Source organism: Pseudomonas fragi, from assembly GCF_002269505.1.
Lineage (GTDB): Bacteria > Pseudomonadota > Gammaproteobacteria > Pseudomonadales > Pseudomonadaceae > Aquipseudomonas > Aquipseudomonas fragi_D.
The window spans coordinates 114,357-134,453 of sequence record NZ_NQKQ01000003.1 but is presented as its reverse complement, the minus strand read 5'-3'; the positions used below and the strand labels follow the sequence as shown (position 1 = coordinate 134,453).

Annotated in this window: 15 protein-coding genes; 10 read left to right on the top strand and 5 right to left on the bottom strand. The window is 57.3% G+C overall.

The features are described 5' to 3' along the window. Nucleotides 1-92: 92 nt before the first annotated feature. Nucleotides 93-1,553 carry a hypothetical protein gene (locus CJU81_RS04450; RefSeq protein ID WP_095035656.1) on the bottom strand — a complete coding sequence of 487 codons (1,461 nt, stop codon included), beginning with the start codon at nt 1,551-1,553 and terminating at the stop codon, nt 93-95. Nucleotides 1,554-1,865: 312 nt separating this feature from the next. Beyond that, entirely contained in the window at nt 1,866-2,888 is a 1,023-nt protein-coding gene (locus CJU81_RS04445; RefSeq protein WP_095035655.1) for a zinc-dependent alcohol dehydrogenase family protein, read from the bottom strand. A 278-nt stretch (nt 2,889-3,166) separates the two neighbouring features. Here CJU81_RS04445 and CJU81_RS04440 point away from each other — a divergent pair, with 278 nt between their 5' ends. Beyond that, nucleotides 3,167-4,081 (top strand): LysR family transcriptional regulator, encoded by a 915-nt coding sequence (locus CJU81_RS04440; RefSeq protein ID WP_095030723.1) that lies wholly within the window; start codon nt 3,167-3,169, stop codon nt 4,079-4,081. A 242-nt stretch (nt 4,082-4,323) separates the two neighbouring features. Here the strand turns inward: CJU81_RS04440 and CJU81_RS04435 are convergent, their stop codons facing one another. From CJU81_RS04435 to CJU81_RS04425, 3 genes are all read right to left on the bottom strand, one after another. Further along, nucleotides 4,324-6,564 (bottom strand): TonB-dependent receptor, encoded by a 2,241-nt coding sequence (locus CJU81_RS04435; RefSeq protein ID WP_095035654.1) that lies wholly within the window; start codon nt 6,562-6,564, stop codon nt 4,324-4,326. A gap of 110 nt (nt 6,565-6,674) precedes the next feature. Continuing rightward, complete coding sequence (locus tag CJU81_RS04430) at nt 6,675-7,076, bottom strand: ParB N-terminal domain-containing protein (RefSeq protein WP_095035653.1); 402 nt, start codon at nt 7,074-7,076, stop codon at nt 6,675-6,677. A 26-nt stretch (nt 7,077-7,102) separates the two neighbouring features. Next, nucleotides 7,103-7,993: an HpcH/HpaI aldolase/citrate lyase family protein gene (locus CJU81_RS04425; protein ID WP_095035652.1), complete on the bottom strand. Its 891-nt coding sequence runs from the start codon at nt 7,991-7,993 to the stop codon at nt 7,103-7,105. Nucleotides 7,994-8,602: 609 nt separating this feature from the next. Between CJU81_RS04425 and CJU81_RS04420 the strand changes: the two genes are divergently transcribed. From CJU81_RS04420 to CJU81_RS04380, 9 genes are all read left to right on the top strand, one after another. Continuing rightward, nucleotides 8,603-9,997 carry a Y4yA family PLP-dependent enzyme gene (locus CJU81_RS04420; RefSeq protein WP_095035651.1) on the top strand — a complete coding sequence of 465 codons (1,395 nt, stop codon included), beginning with the start codon at nt 8,603-8,605 and terminating at the stop codon, nt 9,995-9,997. A 14-nt stretch (nt 9,998-10,011) separates the two neighbouring features. Beyond that, nucleotides 10,012-11,055 carry a PLP-dependent cysteine synthase family protein gene (locus tag CJU81_RS04415; RefSeq protein ID WP_095035650.1) on the top strand — a complete coding sequence of 348 codons (1,044 nt, stop codon included), beginning with the start codon at nt 10,012-10,014 and terminating at the stop codon, nt 11,053-11,055. Nucleotides 11,056-11,083: 28 nt separating this feature from the next. After that, nucleotides 11,084-12,232: an NAD/NADP-dependent octopine/nopaline dehydrogenase family protein gene (locus CJU81_RS04410; RefSeq protein ID WP_095035649.1), complete on the top strand. Its 1,149-nt coding sequence runs from the start codon at nt 11,084-11,086 to the stop codon at nt 12,230-12,232. A 56-nt stretch (nt 12,233-12,288) separates the two neighbouring features. Further along, nucleotides 12,289-14,139: an IucA/IucC family protein gene (locus CJU81_RS04405; protein ID WP_095035648.1), complete on the top strand. Its 1,851-nt coding sequence runs from the start codon at nt 12,289-12,291 to the stop codon at nt 14,137-14,139. 16 nt (nt 14,140-14,155) lie between these two features. Then, nucleotides 14,156-15,400 carry an MFS transporter gene (locus CJU81_RS04400; RefSeq protein ID WP_095035647.1) on the top strand — a complete coding sequence of 415 codons (1,245 nt, stop codon included), beginning with the start codon at nt 14,156-14,158 and terminating at the stop codon, nt 15,398-15,400. A gap of 102 nt (nt 15,401-15,502) precedes the next feature. Further along, complete coding sequence (locus tag CJU81_RS04395; protein ID WP_254924781.1) at nt 15,503-16,054, top strand: aminotransferase class V-fold PLP-dependent enzyme; 552 nt, start codon at nt 15,503-15,505, stop codon at nt 16,052-16,054. 39 nt (nt 16,055-16,093) lie between these two features. Continuing rightward, nucleotides 16,094-16,609: a sigma-70 family RNA polymerase sigma factor gene (locus tag CJU81_RS04390; protein ID WP_095035646.1), complete on the top strand. Its 516-nt coding sequence runs from the start codon at nt 16,094-16,096 to the stop codon at nt 16,607-16,609. After that, entirely contained in the window at nt 16,610-17,587 is a 978-nt protein-coding gene (locus CJU81_RS04385; RefSeq protein ID WP_095035645.1) for a FecR domain-containing protein, read from the top strand. Between the two features lie 94 nt (nt 17,588-17,681). After that, nucleotides 17,682-20,096 (top strand): TonB-dependent receptor, encoded by a 2,415-nt coding sequence (locus CJU81_RS04380; protein ID WP_095035644.1) that lies wholly within the window; start codon nt 17,682-17,684, stop codon nt 20,094-20,096. Nucleotide 20,097: the final 1 nt, after the last annotated feature.

Genomic DNA, 20,097 nt, shown 5'->3' with positions numbered 1-20,097 from the left:
CGTACAGATATCAGTTTGCCCGGGGCTCTGGCAAATGCTATTGGATGAGCGGTGCGCTCGCCGGGGACTCACCCGGCCGAAAATAACCTGACTCAGCCCGCAGGAGCTGAGCCCCAAGGCTTCTTGCCTGGATCATGGGCACACAATGTGGCAATCAGCGATTTGCTTGTTCTCAGGTCTATTTTTTCCATGTGATACAACGCTTGCAGCGATGCAAGGGGCAGCCCGCTGACAGACTCCAACCACGTTATATCAACTTGCGACGATGTGTCCGGGTCCATTAACACCCGCCGAAACTCGTGGAGATATTGCAACTTTTCGGGGTAACGATTTTGTAAAAACTGTTCAAGATCATCCGCTTTACTCACAAAAGGCGAACATATAAAACAGCCTAACTGTTCATTATTGACACCGTGCAACTCACCCAGGTACTGAGTGGCGACACCGTGCAGCCTCCTTATCCTTTTCGGCGTATTGAACGAGGCCCCCAGGCTCTTTATCAACTGCCCTTTGAACCGCTCATTGCACTGATTTTCCAGGGATGCCCGGCGCAAGTATGCATCCGCTCCAACGCTGTACTCCACCCCATATTGGTAAGTACCACGCAAACCCTGGAGATGGGCAGCCAACAACACAACCGCCGCCTGTGGCTCTTCAATATCCAGTGCTTTTATATTCCATGGCCCTTCCACAAACATCAGCACTTGTGAGTGCAAGACATCCACTTCGTGACACAGGCAGTCAAATATATTAATCACACTGACATCATTGCTGCCACAGATCGCAGAAAACTCGGCACTGGACGTGGGCGGCAATTGCAATAGCTGTTTATAGTCATCATCCAGTTGGCTGCATAGTTTAACCGCACTTTCAAAGTCTTCGTGGTCAACGCCCAGCGATGCATGCCCCTGCTGCTCTGCAACCTGTTTAATCCACCTCACGTATTGCCCCAAATGACTGGGCGGGCGGCGGTCAATCAGTGCGTCGACCCTGGCGCCCCATCTGCAGGCCTGACCGTAGAGCTTGGCGCGGGCCAATAGGTCGGAATAAAAAAAAGTCGCTCTGGCGTCGCCTTGGGTCAGGTGTCCCGACATCAACACCTGGGTACGATTCATCATTGATGGCAGGTTCCCGAAAACGCTCTGTTTATGCATTCTGGTCGTGCCCTGCTCATCGACAAGCAGTAACTCGACACGCATATCTTCATATATAAACAGTTCGCTGCACTGGGTCTGAATGCGCTCCATTACATTGGCGGTCATGCGTGGCTGGCGCAGTATTGCAATGCGCAACTTGAACGTCTCTGGCGAGCGCCCGGCAATACTCAGTTGTGCGGCACGCAAAAAAGCCAATGTATAGGCACATTCCTTACCACCCTCATGAACAACCATTACCCGATAGTGCCCTATGCGCTCCACGCCACCGGCCGCCACTAATAAACGCTGAATCAACAACTGCAATGCAATGCGCTCGGGACGACTGAAAAACCCCAGGAGTCGATGCAGAACTTGTTGATACACAAAGCCCATGGCTTGTTCATGGAAATTGTTCATGGATTATCCTCCGGATCGAGCGTTGCATTATCAGCATGCCCAATTAGACGCGCCCAGATTTACTACAGCGCTTGGACCCAGAAGAGACGAGGCGCACATATGCACAGGAACAAACCTACAAAAATCATTCAATACAATGCATAACTTCTTGCACTACACCTTTATGACATGCTTTTTCAGCCGTATCTTCTTTCCGGGCAAGGCAGCAAAAGTACCTGTGGTCTGCGCACACAAAAACGCGGCCCTGAACAGAGTGTTCAGGGCCGCGTTTATGCGGGGGGTGGGATCAAGTATGGTGGAGCCCGCCAGGCTTCAGGTCGCTGCCACTTGCAAAGCAACTCGTCCACGGCACGGACAACCATCCATATAACGATGGGCTTCAACAAAGTCTTCAAAAGGGAAAACCTTGATTTCCAGCGGCGTGAGCACACGGTCAGCAGTCAACTGGTTGATTTCACGCAAGGCACGTTTCATCGCCTCTTCGTCCTGGGCGATACCCAACTCGGGCTTGCCGGTGAAGTTGCCGATACAGTGCACGAAGAACTTGATGTTTTTCTGAAAGCACGCACAGCCCGGAAACCCTGTCTGGTTACCGCCTTGCAAGCCATATAGCACCAGGCTGCCACGGGGCGCCAGAACATCGCCCAGCACTGACATTTGCGGGCCGCCCAAGCCATCAAGTACAACGTCGACGCCCTTGCTGTCGGTGATCTTGTTGATCTGCATCAGCAAGTCTTGCTCTTCGGTGACAATCACCTTGTCGGCGCCCAGGGTCAGCAGGCACTCGCGCTCGCTGGCATCCTTGGTCGCGGCAATCACCTTCAGGCCCAGCGCCTTGCCCAACTGCACGAACGAAGGCCCGGCACAGTGGCTGGCATCGGTAATCAGCACCGTTTGCCCTGGTTTGACCTGCGCCAGATCGACATAAGCAAAATAGGCGATCAACAACGGTGTGTAATGTACGCTGGCCTCAACCGCAGACAAAACGTCCGGGTAGCGGGTCAGCGTGGAACGCGGCATCAGAATCAGCTCGCCATAGGTCGGGTAGTCATTGGCGCTCTGACCCGGAAAGCTGGCGACCTTGTCTCCAATCGCCAGATCATCAACCCCGGCACCTACAGCGGTGACGACACCCGCCATTTCATGGCCAATACCCGCAGGCAAACGGGCGTGGCTGGGGGCCAGGTTCTGCCGCCACAGCACGTCATACCAGCTTATGCCAATGGCTTGAACACGGACCTGCACTTCGCCGGGCGCAGGCGCGGCGACTTCGTGCTCTTCGCACTTGAGCACCTCGGCCGGACCAAACTTGTGAAAACGGATCGTGCGCGACATTACCAACCTCGCCTAATTAATCGCTAATACCACGGGACTTTATCCGGGCTTTGTGCACAAGACTAACAGACAGCATTAATAGTCGACATGCCTGGCGTTGATCCGCAGACAGGTTCACCGCAAGCGTGAGCCGTGAAAAGCAGGGTAAACCGCCATAAACAGGAGTTATACCTGCCACAGCACAGCAAGAAAGAAAATCTACCGAGTGACGAAAAAACAGTTTTGCCAGTAAGATCCGTTACTTCACTACCTGTTGAACCGACTGCGAAGCCTGCCTGATGAACCGTAACGACTTGCGTCGCGTCGATCTGAATCTGCTGATCGTCTTTGAAACCCTGATGCATGAACGCAGTGTGACCCGCGCTGCCGAAAAGCTGTTTCTGGGCCAGCCGGCCATCAGCGCGGCACTGTCACGCTTGCGCAACCTGTTCGACGACCCGTTGTTTGTGCGCACGGGACGCAGCATGGAGCCGACTGCGCGGGCGATAGAAATTTTCGCCTTGCTCTCGCCTGCCCTGGACTCGATTTCCACGGCTGTGAGCCGTGCTTCGGAGTTCAATCCGGCGACCAGTACCTCGGTGTTTCGCATCGGTTTGTCGGACGATGTCGAATTTGCCCTGCTGCCGCTGCTGCTCAAACGCTTGCGTGCAGAAGCTCCGGGTATCGTGCTGGTGATCCGGCGGGTCAACTACATCCTGATGCCGCCGCTGCTGGCCTCGGGTGAAATATCGGTGGGTGTCAGCTACACCAGCGACCTGCCCGCCAACGCCAAGCGCAAAGTACTGCGTCGCAGCCGCCCCAAACTGTTGCGTGCCGACACCATGCCAGGCCCCCTGAGCCTCGACGACTTCTGCGAACGCCCCCACGCTTTGGTCTCGTTCGCCGGAGACCTGAGCGGGTTTATCGATACCGAGCTGGAAAAAATGGGCCGCAAGCGTCATGTGGTGCTCGCCGTACCGCAGTTCAATGGCCTGAGTACCCTGCTGGCAGGCACTGATATCATCGCTACCGTGCCCGACTATACGGCCGAGGCCCTTACCGCAGCGGGTGGCGTGCGCGCCGAAGATCCGCCGCTGGACACGCAAAGCTTCGAACTGCATATGGCCTGGCGCGGGGCCCAGGACAACGACCCTGGCGAGCGCTGGTTGCGGTCAAGGATTCAGATGTTTTTCGGGGATCCGGAGAGCCTTTGAAAGGAGCGTCTGGAACACCCACATGCTGAACATGCTCGCAGCATCGGGTCGTTTGATCAGTTCGCCTACACGCCCTGACCGGAGGGCCTGCCTCCATCCATCTTGGAACATGGAGTGTCATGCCGACGTTTTCATGCTGTCGTCATGACGCCTCCTTGGTGACACACAGAGCCAGTTTTTTCTTCCAAGAGCCCAAGGGCAAATTTGCTGATCAATATAGTCGCTACCCCTTTGCGCCCCTCTCAAAAATCGATCGTGGCAGATAACTCAAAGGTGCGCGGATAACCAGGCGAGAACGCGCCGTAGGAGGCGACGCCCGACCAGTACTCACGATCGAACACGTTCTGTACGTTGGCGCGGAACGTCGTCGGCCGCCCTTCAATGTTGGTGGCATAACGCGCGCCGGCATCGAAGCGAGTCCAGGACTCCAGCTCTTGGGTGTTTGCTTGATTGATGTATTGGCTGTCGGTGTAAATGGCACCGCCGGTGAGGGTAAAGCCCTCAAGCCAAGGCGTGTCATATTCGGCCCACAGGTTGGCTTGCACGTCTGGCACGCCTACCGGTTGGTTACCGCGATTGGCGGCGATGGCGGAATCGGTCAACTCGCCATCGAGCAGTGTCACGCCCCCCATCAAGCGCGTACCCTGCGCCACTTCACCAAACATGCTCAGCTCGATACCGCGGTTTCGCTGTTCGGCCTGCACCGAAAACACATTGCCGGCGCCGATTTCGCCACTTGGTTTTTCGATCTGAAACAACGCCAGGGTGGTCATGAACGTGCCGTGTTCATACTTGACGCCGATTTCATGCTGCTTCGACTTGTAAGGTGCGAACGCCTCGCCGGCGTTGACTGCCGAGCCCGGTGCGATGTCTCCTTTGCTCAAGCCTTCGACATAGTTGTAGTAGAGCGACACGTCTACCCAAGGCTTGACCACCACGCCAACCAGCGGGGTCGTGGCACTGTCGTTATATTTCGAGCTGACCGAACCTGCCGCGTTGTAATTGCGTGATTCGATGTCTTGTCGACGCAGACCCAGCGTAAACTGAAAGCGGTCATCAAGCATGGACAGCGTGTCGGTCAACGCGACTCCGGATAAATTCGATTCGGAAATACGCAGCACCTTTGGCGCGTTGATAAATTGCTTGGGCACCTCCACCGGATGGTAAATGTTCGAACGAACTTCTGTGCCGTTGTTGATCCCTCGGGACAGCTCATCCTGGTATTGGGTCGCCATCAGCGTAGTCGTGTGGGTGACCGCACCGGTTGCGAACACTCCACGAATCCCGACGTCGGCGGTAGAGCGGTCGACGTTGAATTTGTAATACCCGGGAATGTTGCTGGTATCGCCTGCCTCGTTGACGATTCTCGGCACCTGGTCGGACATCCGCTTGACGTCTGACTTACCGCCCCCAGCATGGGCAAATACGGTGACCGCATCACTCAGGTCATACTCTGCGCCCAGCAATGCCGACTGCTCTTTCGTATCTGACCAACCCCAGTCCTGCGACACATTGGTCCGGCCATTGGGTGCGGAGGGAATATCAATTCCAGGCGCGACGGTGAATGGCCTCGACGGTGCATCGAAACTTTCTTTCTGGCTGATGTAATCAAGGTTCAAGCGCAAGCGCTCGCCTCGATAATCCAGCGCGATGGCACCGATACCCAAGTCTCGATGCTGATCATCAACGGCCGTGTCTCCCCCTTGCAGGTTGCCGTTGAAGCGCACGCCAAACTGATTGTCTTCACCAAAGCGACGGCTGACATCCAGATGCCCACCGACTTGGGAGTCCGAGGCGTAGCTGGTGGTAACACGGGTCAGGTCTTCGTTCAGTGGACGTTTGGGCACGATATTGATCACACCACCGACGCCGCTGTTTGGCGAAATGCCGTACATCAGGGCGCCTGGCCCCTTCAACACTTCGACATGCTCGGCATACCCGGTGAATACCCGGTAGTTGGGCGCCACGCCATACACGCCATCGAACGCCAGTTCGCCCAGGTTGCCTTCACCGACCGGAAAGCCACGGATGAAAAACGAGTCGACGATGCCGCCCGTCTGACCGGTGGAGCGCACCGATGGATCACGTTCCAGTGCATCGGCCACGGTCACCGTTTGCAGGTCGGCCAATGTCTTGGCGGTGTAACTGGTCACGCTGAACGGGGTGTCCATCATGTCTTTGTTACCCAGCATGCCCAGTCGGGCACCGCGTGCCACTTGGCCACCGGCGAAAACTTCCGACAATGCGGTCGAGCCACTATAGCTGGCGTTGATATCGATGGTGCCGAGCGTCAGCGTACTGGTGCTGTGATCAGCCGGTGTCGCAGCCGGAATGTTCGAGGTCTTGTCACCGGCAACGTCCTGTTGCTCGGGGGCTGCGGCCCAGGCGTTGGCGCTTCCTGCAACCAAGACAAAATTCAGCATGGCGGTACGAATGGCGAGTGTTAACACGCGCTCACCGCAAGGACGACTGACAACAAGCATGACGTGAGGATCCTTTTCAAACAGGGAAAATGGTAATCACTCCTATTGCCAGTCGATATGCGAAAAAGTATCACTCTCAGTCAATTATTTTTGCAGCGATGCTGCCAACGTTAGGCATACAGGCGTTCCAGCGGTATCGCGATCATCGGCAGCGCCGGGTCAAATACGTGCCGGGTGGTCTTGTATGGAAAGATCTCACCGCGGGCGATCGTGGTAAAAATCCGCGCCACTTCAAACGCCTTGCCGGTCTGCCAATGCCGCACACACACCCGCGGATCGGTGTAATCGAGCTGAATGCAAGGCACCCTCTTCAACCCCAATTGCAACGCTGCGTTGAGCCTGTGATTGCCGTCCATCACGATGCCCTGCGAGCGCTCGACGATGATCGGTTCCAGCCAATGCCCGGCCCGCACAATCGACTCGCGCAGCAACGTCACGTTGGCAGTGTTGACCTGCTCGGACTGCAGCACTTCACACAACGGGCGCAACGCAATCTGATAACCGTGTTCCATGGTTGATCTCCTGATTCGCCGGGGATTCAGCAAGCGACTGCGCGGGCAATCGGCGCGTATCGTCTGGCCATGTCGAGCAGGCGTCGGGCGCGTTCGATCAACGGCAAATCAACCATCTCGCCATCCACTTGTACCGCACGACTGCCGGTGGCCACGGCCCTCATCACACGATCGGCCCACGCCAATTGGCGCGAATCCGGCAGGAAGGCGCGCTGCACCGTGACCAGTTGCGAGGGGTGGATGCACAGCTTGGCGCCGAACCCCAACGAACGCGCGTAATGGGAGTCCCTGACGACCATCGCCATGTTGCTGATCGCCGGCGTGACGCCGTCAATCGGAGAGGGTAAATCCGCTGTGCGTGAAGCCAGCACGATGCGGTTTCGGGCGAAGAGAAACGCTTCGGGAATCTGGCTGCAATTGATATCGAGGGCGAAATCCAGCGAGCCGAAGGCCAGGCGTGCAATCCCTGGAATCGCGGCAATCGATTCCACCTGCTGTAAACCTTTGGCCGTCTCGATGATCGCGATGATCTTGAGCTCCGACTGCCACTCCAGCAAACGTTCGACGACCTGGGCAAGGGCCTCGCAGCATTGCGCCTTGGGCAGGAAAATTCCGTTGCAGCGTTCGGGATAGCGCATGTCGATCAGCCAGTTCTGGTCCTGGCGGAACAGCGCGCTGCCGACGCGATTCAAGCGGATGTAACGCTCGCAGGAAACGCGCGGCATACGCTCCTGCCATGCCCGGATGGCTGCACGGGCAGCGGCTTTGCTGTCCGGATGAACGGCATCTTCGAGGTCGAAAATGATCGCATCGGCACCCGCCTGGACCGCTTTTGAAAAGCGTTCGGGGCGGTTGCCTGGCACAAACAGGTAGCTGATCGCGAGTGAGGTTTTGCTGCTAGGTCGATCGGATGTCATGGCATTACTCCTTGGCGTGAAACGTTTTGAATCTGGAAAAAATCAGGCCCGGCCAGCGACGGATTTCCGCGCCTGCCCATGGCTCCTCGCACCTCCCTGCAACGCCTTGTTCATCAAGGAATTACGGGGGCTTTTTAAATAGGACGAACGCGTACTTGTGCGTGTAAATACACGCTCATTGATTCACCCTGTGCAGGTCATCATTCAAAAATACTTGAAAACCTTACTTGATAATCGTTCGCGCTAGCAATATTGTTCACGCCACCAAGAGGAACTATCCGCTTTTCAAAGCACGGCATCAGATGCAATGGGAAGTACATGCCAGTAATGGCACATGAATGTCAGCTACTGATCACCTACACAGGATGGCCATCAACTAGTGGCCACTAAAAGCAACCGTACAAAACTTATGGAAAGGGGTTCTCATGCAATTGTTTTGTGAACCATTTATTACGTACCACGCTATAAAACCATCTTCCGGTTTCGCGTGGCCTCTGTCTCCGACGCATTAAAAACTCGTGCCTGACGAGACAATAGACTGTTTGCGTCGATAACTGCTGGCTGTCGAATATCAATGGCCACGTTCTATTTCGAGCCAGAGGGTTAACTATGCCTGCCATTAATGCGCCGCTCGTTGAACAGCGAATTGAAGTTCATCATCCCGACTCGCTAAAACCGCTTATCGACCTTGTTATTACCACATTAATCAACCACTTCCCGGGCACACTGACAGACTTGGTCAAACAACATGGCTCACCTTTAAATCTGGTCTGGCCACATGCTTTCGAATTGAATACGAAGGCGCTGCAAACGGTGTTGAACCAGCACAATGTGCACCACGCCATCTTCTACGGCGCCAAGGCCAACAAGTCACAGTGCATGCTGAGCGCTGCGGCGAATTCGGGTATTGGTGTCGATGTTTCGAGCATTCATGAGCTGGAGGCAGCCCTGCGAGCCGGTACGCCTGCGGCACACATCTGTGCGACAGGACCCGCTAAAACTGCCGTATTTCATCAAGAGCTGATCAGCGAAGGTGCACTGATCTGTGTGGACTCGCTGGAGGAATTCGAGCACCTGAAATCAGTGATCGAATCCCTCCCTAACCTCGTAAAAGCCAGGATTTTACTGCGTTACAGGCCTGCAAGCTGTCCCAAGAGCCGATTTGGAATGGGCTTTGACGACTTGCTTGAATGCCTTCAGCGGCTGGCCCGACAACCAGGGATTTTTCAGTTCGAGGGTTTCCATTTCCACTTGGGCGGTTATGGATTCGAATCCCGTGCGCAAGCCTTCCGTGAGGTCACCGAGTTTGTCGAGGCAGCCCGTGAAATGGGGCTGAATCCGCAGATGATCGACATCGGCGGAGGCCTGCCGATTCGTTATGTCGAGCCTCAGGGGTATCGTCGGTTTTTACAGAATGACAATAAGCCTGATCATTATTACAACGACTTAGTGCCCGACTCTTATTATCCCTATGGCAGTGAACTGACAGCGCCTCAATGGTTGACATTATTCCTCCGGGCCGACCACTCGCCCGGACTGACCATTACCAACTATTTGAACATGCAAAAGATTACGCTGGGACTGGAGCCCGGCCGAAGCCTCGTGGATCAGGCGGCCATTTCCTTGTTTCGCGTCACACGCACAAAAAAACTGGCCGATAACAAAATAGTCATTTTTGTTGAAGGCAGTAGTTTCAGTGCCTGTGAAACCTGGTTTTCGTCGGAATACCTCGTTGATCCGATACTTATCAGCACACATACACTGCCGCACACACCGACTCAAGCTTATATCGCAGGCCATAGTTGCCTGGACGATGACGTCATCACCCATCGCCTGATCAACTTTGGCACCGCCCCTCAAACAGGCGACTTATTGATTTACGTCAATACCGCCGGCTATCAGATGGACTTGCTGGAAAACGAGTTTCATCGCCATCCCCTGCCCCGGCGATTGATGGCGACCTGTAGCACAGAAGGTAACTATGCATTTACACCTGACTACTAAAGGGAATAACTGAAATGATATTGAATAAAGTTTCTGATCTTATTGGCAACACGCCGATGTTGGGTATTTATGTTCCGGACACCGACGCCAGGCTGTTACTCAAGATTGAAAAGAACAACCCAGGTGGCAGCATCAAAGACCGTATGGCACGGAACATGGTGCTGGCAGCGCTCAAGGCTGGCCGGCTGAAACCCGGCGGCGTCATCGTCGAGTCGTCGTCCGGCAACACCGGCATTGGCCTGGCCATGGCCGCCGTCGAATTCGGCCTGCAGTTTATCGCCGTGGTCGATCATCACGCGGCTCAAGACAAGATCGCCGTGATGAAGGCGCTGGGCGCTGACATTCGATTCGTCAAAGGCACCTATCGAGAAGACGAAGTGGCGGTGGTCGAGCGCCAACGACTGGCGGCTGAACTCGCGACCGACATTCCCGGTGCCGTGTTCATGAACCAATCCGACAACGCCGCCAATGCGGGTGGCTACAGTGATTTCGTCCGCGAAACGATTGCTCAGGCACAAGGTTCTATCGGTGCCTACGTGGGTTGCGTCGGCACCGGTGGCTCGATGACCGGCATTGCACGCGGCTTGAAGTTGCACAACCCCGACACCGTGACCGTTGCGGTGGAACCGGCCGGTTCCATTGTCTTCGGCCATCCCGGCTATCCCTACTATCAGTCCGGAACCGGCACCCCGGCCGGTGACACGGTCGGTCTGGTGCTCGACTACAGCTGCATCGACCTGGGCGTGCAAGTCACCGATTCCCAAGCCTTCGAAACCGCCCGCTACATCGCCCGAAACCTGGCGCTGTTGGTGGGTGGCTCGACCGGCGGTGCGATTTTCAAGGCACTGGAGTTGATCCACAAAGGCGTACTGAGCGGCAACGTGGTCGTGCCGATCGCTGATGGCGGCGAAAAATACCTGCACACCGTGTTTGACGATAAATGGCTGCAAGAGCGTGATTTGCTTGATCCCAACATCGCACCGCAAATGGATGCCTGGCTGGGCAAGACCCAGTGGCTGGAGTCCGTTTCCGCACCGCTTCAATTAAGCGTCGCATGACCCACCCATCACAGAGGAACGCCTCTTGATGAAACTGTTGAAAGTCGCCATCTGTGGTGGCGGCAGGACCGGCCATCTCAACGCCATCCTGTTCAAGCAGCTTCCCAATGTTCAGGTTTCAATGCTTACCAGCAATCTGGAGCTCATTGAACAGCACGTTCGTCACACGCCGATGCAGGCCTTATTGCCGGATGGCTCGACACTGGACGCCCGGCTGGATCGGGTAACCACCGATGCCAGGACTGCCGTTGAGGATGCCGACATCGTCATCATCACCGTGCCCGCCCATGCCCGGCCGCAAACCTTGCAAGCCATCGCACCTCATCTGAGTTCAAACAAACCGGTGTGCGTCGGCGCGATACCGGGTTTTTGCGGTTTTGACTGGCTGGCCGAGGCCACGCTGGCCGATCGCCCAAACCTGGTGATCTGGGGGATGAAGGACGTCCCGCATACCGCATTCGGGCTTACCCCCGGGCGATCGATCAAAATGGGCGGCGGCAAAAGCCGGTTGTATGCGGCGACGCACGCTAGGGAATCGCAAGAGTCCCGTCAGCGGCTCCAGGAAATGCTCACCGTGTTGTACGGCCGGTGCGTGACGATGCTCGACAATTACCTGGAAATAACCCTGACGCCGGGTAACCCAATCATGCACAGCTCGGTGATCTACGGGCTGATCGGCCCCTTTGGCCAATGGCATCGCAAAATATTCCCGCAACGCATGTGCTGGTGGACCGAGTGCCCGGAACTAGGTGCCTACTTCCTCGAACGCATGGATCAGGAAAGCCAGGATCTGTGCGCGGTCATCAGCCAGCGCATGGGCATCGACCTGTCATCGGTCAAATCCTTGAAACAGGAAATTATCGAGGCCTACGGCGAACAGATCCGCGACCAGAGCAGCATGCTTTCGATTCTGCGCACCAATCGGGCCTACAACCACATCCTTGCCCCCATGGTGCCAGCCGACGGCAACCGCGCCGGGTACGTCATCGAACGCGAGAGCCGCGCCTTCAACGAAGACGTTGCCTATGGCCTGGTGTTGCTGGCGGAAATGGCCAAACGCTTTGAACTGAAGGTGCCCCACATCGAGGAAGTCTTGCAGTGGAGCGTTACCTACATGCAAGGCCTGCGCGATTCGGCGCTCGACTATTTTCCAAGCCACTGGCCAGGCACGGCATGAGCCGTGGGCTTGATCTCTTTCTTCTATTTTCGACGAGCAGACAGCAGACAGCAGATATGGATGACTTCAAGACACTGATCGCCTACTCCCGCAAAAACGCCATGCGACGCTTGATCCGTTGCCTTTTTGCGGAAAACATCCTCGATCGTTCGGCCCTGAGCTTTTCCGTTGAAGGGAACCAGGCCACCTACCCGCTAAAGGATGCCCGCACCCACCTGTTTTTCTCCGACATCGCCAAGCACCCGGCCGATACCGTGGTCAATGACGGTGATGTAGTGCTGTTGACGGACAAAGGCGTACGCCGGGTGATCACCTGCCATCAGGATATGTTGGATGTGTTGCGTGACAGCTTCGACTTCGAGCCGACCAACGAAGGCGTGAGCGGGCTCAAGGCTGACATGGAAAACAGCCTGACCAATGATGCCCACGCCCGCCAGCATCGCCAGCAATGGAACCCGCGACTGGAGCAGGCGGCCAATGATCAGGGCCTCAACAGCTTCACCGACTATCTGCGCCAGCATGCCACGACCAAAGACGCCGCCATTCTGCTGGACCAGTGGGGTTCGCTGGAAGGCCATCCGTTTTACCCGACGTGGAAATCCCGTCCGTGCCTGACCGATGCTGAGGTCGAGCAACTGTCACCCGAGTTCAACGCTCAGGTACCGCTGCGCATCGCCTCCTTGCGCGCCGAGCATTCGAAAAGCGAAAGCATGCCGCACGTGACCGGTTACCACGAGTGGTTCGCCAGCAACTTTGCGGCGCAATGGGAGCAATGGAAAGCCTCGCTCAACAGCAAAGGGCTGGATGAGACCCAGTGGCTTCCGCTGCCGATTCACGTGTGGCATTTGCAGGCCTATGTGCTCAAGACGTTTGCTGCGGAAATCGAAAAAGGCATCCTGATCATCGACGGCCCGAACATTCAAACCCTGCCGACCATGTCCTACCGCACGATGATGCCGGTGCTGGACGAATGCGCACCGCTGATCAAATTGCCTATCGCCGTGTGGATGACCAGCGAACTGCGCAGCCTGCAAGCCAAGTCGATTCACATGGGACCGCGCATCAGCACGGTGATCACCCGGATTCTGGAGGCCGAAAATGGCTTCGACAAACGCCTGGAAATCTTCCCCGAAGAAATCGGTGTGCGCTATAAAAATGCGATCACCCAGGACGATAATCCCGGGCGTCATCTCTCCGTGGTCTATCGCAACAGTCAACAGGCGTTTGAACGCAGTGACAATTGCCTGCCGATTACCGTGGCGTCGCTGTTCACTCGGTTGCCCGGTAGTGGCCGACCGCTGTTTACCGATCTGATCGAGCGTGATGGCGCTCGGGCCAATGCTGACCAGGTTGAAGGCTGGTTCCGCGAGTACGCCAAAGTGGTCACCCACCCAGTGGTGGCGATCTATTTGATGTATGGCATCGGGCTCGAAGCGCATCAACAAAACACCATGGTGCTGTTCTCCCCCGACGGCAACGCACGTAGCCTGCTGATCCGCGATTTCGGCGATGGCAGGACTTACGCTCCGTTGCTGGAAGCACGTGGCTACACCCTGCAGCCGCATGTTCAGCCGGGCATTTTGCCGACGGTGTTCTCAGGCGATATCGAACCGGTGCGGATGTTCGTGCTGGACGCCGCGTTCCTGACGCACCTGCACGAAATGGCCCTGTGGCTGACCAAGGAATACGGATTGAACAACACGCGGCTCTGGGAAGTTCTGCGCGAGGAAACCGATCTTGCATTCGCGGCCGTACGCGACCGTGTCTCGCCCGATCTGTGGGAAATCGAACGTCTGGCGTTTGTGGAGGATCCATGGCCAACCCGGTCGTTGTTGCGCATGCACTTGATGCAGTACTCCAACTATCGTTTGCAACACACCCTGACCAACCCGCTCGCTAGCGTTTAACCACCGAGGCTGATTCATGTCCCATGCAGGTGCCATCCAGGGTTCGACTGTAAGAATCCTGATTTATCTTCTATTTGCGATCCAGCTTGTGTCCATGGGCGCGATGGAAATGAGTGGGCCCTTCTGGCCCGTCCACCTGCGTGGGCTGACCTCCTCGGAGTCGGTTTTCAGCTTCGCCAGCATCGCTGTGTACGTCGGGCCGATGCTGGGCATTATTCTGACCAGTGCATTCTGGGGCCGTATCGGCGATCGCTACGGCCACAAGTTGATGATGATCCGCGCCCTCGCCGGCTTGTCGTTGACCCAGCTTGGGCTGGCACTCTTCAGCGACATCTGGGGCATTCTGATCCTGCGTTTTCTGCAAGGCGCATTCGCCGGGTACATCGCCCCGGCACAAGCCTACGGGGTCAGCATTGAAACCCCTTCGCGACGCGCTCGGCTATTTGCCATCCTGCAGATTTCCACCAACGTCGGCTCGTTGCTCGGCGCTGTCGTCGGCGGACTGATCCTCGACTACGCGACGTTCTTCTGGATCAACATCATTGCCTCGGCACTGTGCGCTATTTGCACCGTGGTCGCGGCCGTGACCTTGCCCGACGTACCGCCGGTGAAGAAAAACCCGGTCGCGGACAAAGCCTCACCGGCCAGCCGCTCGGGCAACCTCTGGCAAGGTTCTCCATTGCTGTCGTTGCTGGGCGTAATGGGCATTCTGCTGCTGGCGCGAATGCTGCCGCAGACCTCCTTCTCGCTCTATGTCAGCTCGGTGTTCGAGGTCAGTAACTCGGTGGTCGGCCTGTGCTACGGCTTGTTGGCGCTGGGCTTCATTCTTTGCGCAACGGCCTGGTCGCGTTATTTCGAACACCTCACTCAGCAGGAAACCTTTCACCGCATTACCTACGTCGTCATCGGCTGCATCGCCCTGACGGCAGTGGCAGGCGTCACGCACAACCCTGTGATGTTTGTCATCGCCTACTTCATCTGGGGTGTGCTGCTAGGGGCCACAACGCCGGTACTCATGGCGCTGATCTCGAAAACCGCCGATAGCTCACAACAGGGTCACGTGCTGGGGATTGCCCAGGGCACCGCCCAATTCGCTTCGATTGCGGGGATCTCGGCCGGTGGTTGGCTCAGCCAGGCCTATGGCTTGCAATACACCTACCTGTTTGTTTGCCTGGCCTACGGGGTGGCACTGATCCCGATTGTTGCGCTGCGGTACTGGCCTGCGCAGATGCAACCGAGTCATGCCCCGCCCGAGGATTGATCAAGGAGTTTGGCTTTGAACATTGAACAACTGCGTGCCGATACGCCCGGTGTTGCCGCTGGCAACTACATTCCCTACCTGCAGTAGAAAAAGCAGCGCGGCATTGAAATCCGCATCATCCCCAATGATGAGCAGGGCCAGGTGTCGCTACCAGACCTGAATGACATGCTCGACGATGATCGCGTCGCATTGATCTCCATGCCCGTAATCGCCACCAATGGCGGGCCGGTACAACCCATCGAGCAGATCGGCGCCCTCGCTCGGGCCGCCGGCGTGCTGTTTATGCTGGATGCCTGCCAAGGTGTCGGGAAAATGCCGATCGACGTGCAAAAAATCGGCTGTCAAATGCTCGCTGCAACAAGTCGCAAATATTTGCTTGGGCCGAGGGGAATGGAATTTTTGTATGTTGAAAGCTCTCTTTGCCAGAACCTGGAGCCGGCCTTTCTCGACATGCATGCGGCGTTCTTGCTGTCATCCGACACGTTCAAGATTCGCGCTGACACACGACGCGTCGAGAACTGGGAATGCAACGTCGCCGCCAAGCTGGGCCTCGGTGCAGCGGTAGAATACGCGCAGGCTCAAGGAATCGAGCCAATGTGGCAACGGATTCAACAACTGGCCAGCCACTTGTGTCAGAGCCGCTTTGCAATCTAGCATTGTGAATACTTCTCAATTGCACTGAGGTCTGCAGCCATGAGCGAAACCCTTCCCGCGAACAACAACGATCACCTGCGCGCGATCGAAGCCCTGTACAGCGGCCACCACGGCTGGCTGTATACGACGCTGAGGAAAAAACTGGGGAGCGCCATGGATGCGGCGGATCTGGCGCAGGACACCTTCACCCGTATCCTCGTCTCCCGGGTCACTGTCATCGAACAACCTCGCGCGTACCTGATCTGCGTGGCCAAGGGCATACTGATCAACTGGTACCAACGCAAGGCACTGGAACGTGCCTATCTGGATGTCCTCGCCCATTTGCCCGCTCCCGAAGTGCCTTCGCCCGAATTGCGTTTCATGGTGCTGGAGACCCTGCACGAAATCGATGCAATGCTCGATTCCCTGCCGCCTTTGGTCAAGCGTGCCTTCCTGCTGTCGCAGATCAGCGGCCTGAAATACGACGACATCGCCGAGCAACTGGGGGTGTCACTGATCACCGTCAAACGCTACATGAAGCAAGCCTTCGTCCAATGCCTGTTGTTGGTGGAGTAAATGCTCAGTCGCCGCCAAAAGCTGCATCCCGATCACCAAGCCCTTGAAGAAGCTGCAGACTGGCTGATGCGCTTGAGTGAGGGCGAACTCAGTGACACTGAACGTGCCGAATGGGAATGCTGGAAAGTCAGCACGCCCGAGCGTGGTCGTGCCTGGGCGCGCGCGCAGTTATTGCAGAGCAAATTTGGCGGCCTGCCACCGTCACTGGCGATGTCGGTACTGGATCGCCCAAGCAGCCCGCAACGTCGCGAAGCGCTGGGCAAACTGGCGATGATTCTGGCGATCCTGCCGACCGGTTGGGGCAGCTGGAAACTGGCAGAGTCCCGGCAGTGGTCGGCCGACTATCGCACGTCTGTCGGCCAGCGACGTGAATTGACCCTGGCCGATGGCTCACACATCACCCTGAACACCGATACCGCCATCGACGTACTGTTCGATGTCCACCAACGGCTCATCCACCTGCGCGAAGGCGAAATACTGGTGCAGACCGCGCCGGACATTTCCCCGCTGACGCGGCCTTTTCTGGTCAGCACCCGCCAGGGCCGGATGCAGGCACTGGGTACCCGGTTCACCGTTCGAGATCTGCAGTCATGCACTCACCTTGCTGTGCTGGAAGGCGCGGTGCAGGTCGAACTTGCCGACAATCACCAGAGATCGCCATCAATCATCAATGCCGGACAACGCACCGACTTTTCGGCCGACACCTTTGGCCTGGTCACCGCCACCGATCGCAACATCGGCGCCTGGGCCCAAGGCATGCTGATGGCCGACAAGATGCGCCTGGCCGATTTCGTCGCCGAACTGACCCGCTATCGCCATGGCTTCGTGCGTCTCGATCCGGCAATTGCCGATCTGCGCATTTCCGGTGCCTATCCGATCAGCGACACCCAGCGCACGTTGAACATGTTGGCGCAGACCTATCCGATCCTCGTCAGCGGCCACTTGAATAGCTTCTGGGTCATGCTCTCCCCGGCCTGAGCCAAAAAAAGTGCGCACAGGTGATACTTTTTTTGATCTCGACTGGCAAGGGAGAAGAGGTACTTTTTCGTCCTGCTTATAGGTTCATCCATTCATGTTCGCTGCACGCCTCCTGCGCCCGGATCGTCAGTTCAGCCCAGTTTTTCGCAGTGCGGTGCTAAGCCTTGTCCTGAGCGGTTCCATGTGCCCGTTTGCCTCGGCTTTCGTGCCTGCGCAACTGGATTCTGTCGCGGTCCATGCCTATGACATTCCTACCGCCCCCCTTGGCGCGACCCTGTCGAGCGTTGCCGTGGACGCCGGCATCGCGCTGTCGTTCCAGCCATCGTTGACCGAAGGCCTGATCAGCCCCGGACTGGTCGGCAACTACTCCACCCAAGCGGCGGTCTCTCGCTTGCTGGAGGGCAGTGGCTTGGACATGGTGTTACACCGCGACGGCAGCTACACACTGGTGCAACGCCGGGTGACGCTGGATGAAACGGCCGTCATCGGCACCGACAAACGCACCGATGCCCTGCCACCCGTGTATTTCGGCAGTCAGGTCGCCAACGGCGGGCGCCTGGGCATCCTGGGCAACACCGATGTGATGGACGCGCCTTTCAGTGTCAGCACCTACACCTCGACGCTGATCAAGGATCAGCAGGCCGTCACCGTCGGCGATGTGCTGGAGCGCGACTCATCGGTACGCTCCACGGGACAGACGGGAGGGATTGTCGACTCGTTTTTCATCCGCGGTTTTCCGGTTGGTGAAGGCAACCTCGGCGAACTGGCGTTCGACGGCGTGTACGGAGTGGCGCCCAACTACCGGGTATTCACCGAATACGCCGAGCGCATCGAGCTGGTCAAAGGCCCCGGCACCCTGCTCTACGGCATGTCGCCCAACAACTCGATTGGCGGCGTCATCAACGTCGTGCCCAAGCGCTCCCTCAATGAGGACCTGGCCCGTTTCACCGCCAGTTATGCCCTGGATTCGCAGATCGGTGGCCACCTCGATGTCAGCCGACGCTTTGGTGAGGAGCGCCGGTTCGGCGTGCGCATCAACGGCAGCACTCAGCAGGGCAACACAGCGATCGACGATCAATCCCGTCACATCAATATCGGCGCCATATCCATCGACTATCTGGGTGAACAACTGCGTACCACCCTCGACTGGCTCAACCAGAAAGAACACTTCGATGCCGCCTCGCGACCGTTTCTGATCGCCTCGGCCGTGGACATTCCCTCCGCCGCCAATGGCCGTACAAACGTGAGCCAGGCATGGGGCAGGTCCGAAACCCGTGACAAATCGACCCTGCTCAGCGGCGAATACGACCTCAGCGAGGCGTTGACCGTGTTCGCCCACGCGGGTGGTGGAAAATCGGACGTCGCACGAATGTCCGACCAAACGCCGACCATCATCAACGCGGCCGGCGACACCTCATCGGTTCCCGGCTATTACAAATTCGAAGTCGAGCGCTACACCGTCGACGCCGGTGCACGCCTGCGCTTCGACACCGGGCCGTTCAGTCACAGGACAGCCCTGCAGGTCAGCCGTTATCGGGATGTACTGTCCCGGGGGATCATTTCCGGACCGCCCATGCTGTCGAATATCTATCACCCAGTGGATCGCCCGGAACCCGCCATCCCCAAGCCGGACATGCTCAAAGTGTCCGAGAGCGAACTGACCGGCGTGGCCCTCGCCGACACCCTGTTGGTGCTGGATGAGCGCATTCAGGTAACGATCGGCCTGCGCAAACAGAACATCAACTCCGATAACTACAACGCGTCCGGCACGGTCACCACCTCTCACGACTACGGCAAAACCACGCCGCTGTTCGGTGTGGTGGTCAAACCCTGGGACTACGTTTCGTTCTATTTCAACTATGTCGAAGGCCTCAGCAAAGGTGACATCGCGCCCTCCGCCGCGTCGAACGCCGGCGAGATCTTTGCCCCTTATGTCTCCAGGCAACAGGAACTCGGGGTCAAGGTCGACAACGGCACGTTCACCTCGACATTTGCCCTGTTCCAAATCAACAAACCCAGTGGCGAACTGGTATCCGGTGTGTTTTCGGTGCAGGGCGAACAGCGCAACCGCGGGCTGGAGCTGAATGTGTTCGGCGAAGTCGCCCCAGGCACAAGGCTGCTCGGTGGCGTGACCCTGCTCAATGCCGAGTTGACCAATACCGGGGTTGCCGCCAACCGAGGCAATAAACCGGTCGGCGTGCCGCAGGTGCAGGCCAACCTCTGGGCCGAATGGGATACCTCGTGGGTCGAAGGCCTGACGCTCACCGGTGGGGCGATTCATACCGGGAGCCAGTACGTGAACCAGGCCAACACCCAGCAACTGGATGACTGGACCCGCTTCGATGTCGGCGCGCGTTACACCGCCCGCATCGATGAACGACCGACCACGTTTCGCGCCACCGTACAAAACGTGCTCGACCACGAGTACTGGTCGGGCGTTGCCTCCTACGGCGCGTTCTCCCAAGGCTCACCGCGTACCTTATTACTGTCGGCAACTGTCGACTTCTGAA

Coding starts and splice junctions, on each gene's coding strand:
- CJU81_RS04430 (WP_095035653.1), bottom strand. CDS start 7,076: ATGGAACACGGTTATCAGATTGCGTTGCGCCCGTTGTGTGAAGTGCTG.
- CJU81_RS04445 (WP_095035655.1), bottom strand. CDS start 2,888: ATGTCGCGCACGATCCGTTTTCACAAGTTTGGTCCGGCCGAGGTGCTC.
- CJU81_RS04440 (WP_095030723.1), top strand. CDS start 3,167: ATGAACCGTAACGACTTGCGTCGCGTCGATCTGAATCTGCTGATCGTC.
- CJU81_RS04420 (WP_095035651.1), top strand. CDS start 8,603: ATGCCTGCCATTAATGCGCCGCTCGTTGAACAGCGAATTGAAGTTCAT.
- CJU81_RS04425 (WP_095035652.1), bottom strand. CDS start 7,993: ATGACATCCGATCGACCTAGCAGCAAAACCTCACTCGCGATCAGCTAC.
- CJU81_RS04390 (WP_095035646.1), top strand. CDS start 16,094: ATGAGCGAAACCCTTCCCGCGAACAACAACGATCACCTGCGCGCGATC.
- CJU81_RS04380 (WP_095035644.1), top strand. CDS start 17,682: ATGTTCGCTGCACGCCTCCTGCGCCCGGATCGTCAGTTCAGCCCAGTT.
- CJU81_RS04435 (WP_095035654.1), bottom strand. CDS start 6,564: ATGCTTGTTGTCAGTCGTCCTTGCGGTGAGCGCGTGTTAACACTCGCC.
- CJU81_RS04410 (WP_095035649.1), top strand. CDS start 11,084: ATGAAACTGTTGAAAGTCGCCATCTGTGGTGGCGGCAGGACCGGCCAT.
- CJU81_RS04415 (WP_095035650.1), top strand. CDS start 10,012: ATGATATTGAATAAAGTTTCTGATCTTATTGGCAACACGCCGATGTTG.
- CJU81_RS04385 (WP_095035645.1), top strand. CDS start 16,610: ATGCTCAGTCGCCGCCAAAAGCTGCATCCCGATCACCAAGCCCTTGAA.
- CJU81_RS04405 (WP_095035648.1), top strand. CDS start 12,289: ATGGATGACTTCAAGACACTGATCGCCTACTCCCGCAAAAACGCCATG.
- CJU81_RS04400 (WP_095035647.1), top strand. CDS start 14,156: ATGTCCCATGCAGGTGCCATCCAGGGTTCGACTGTAAGAATCCTGATT.
- CJU81_RS04450 (WP_095035656.1), bottom strand. CDS start 1,553: ATGAACAATTTCCATGAACAAGCCATGGGCTTTGTGTATCAACAAGTT.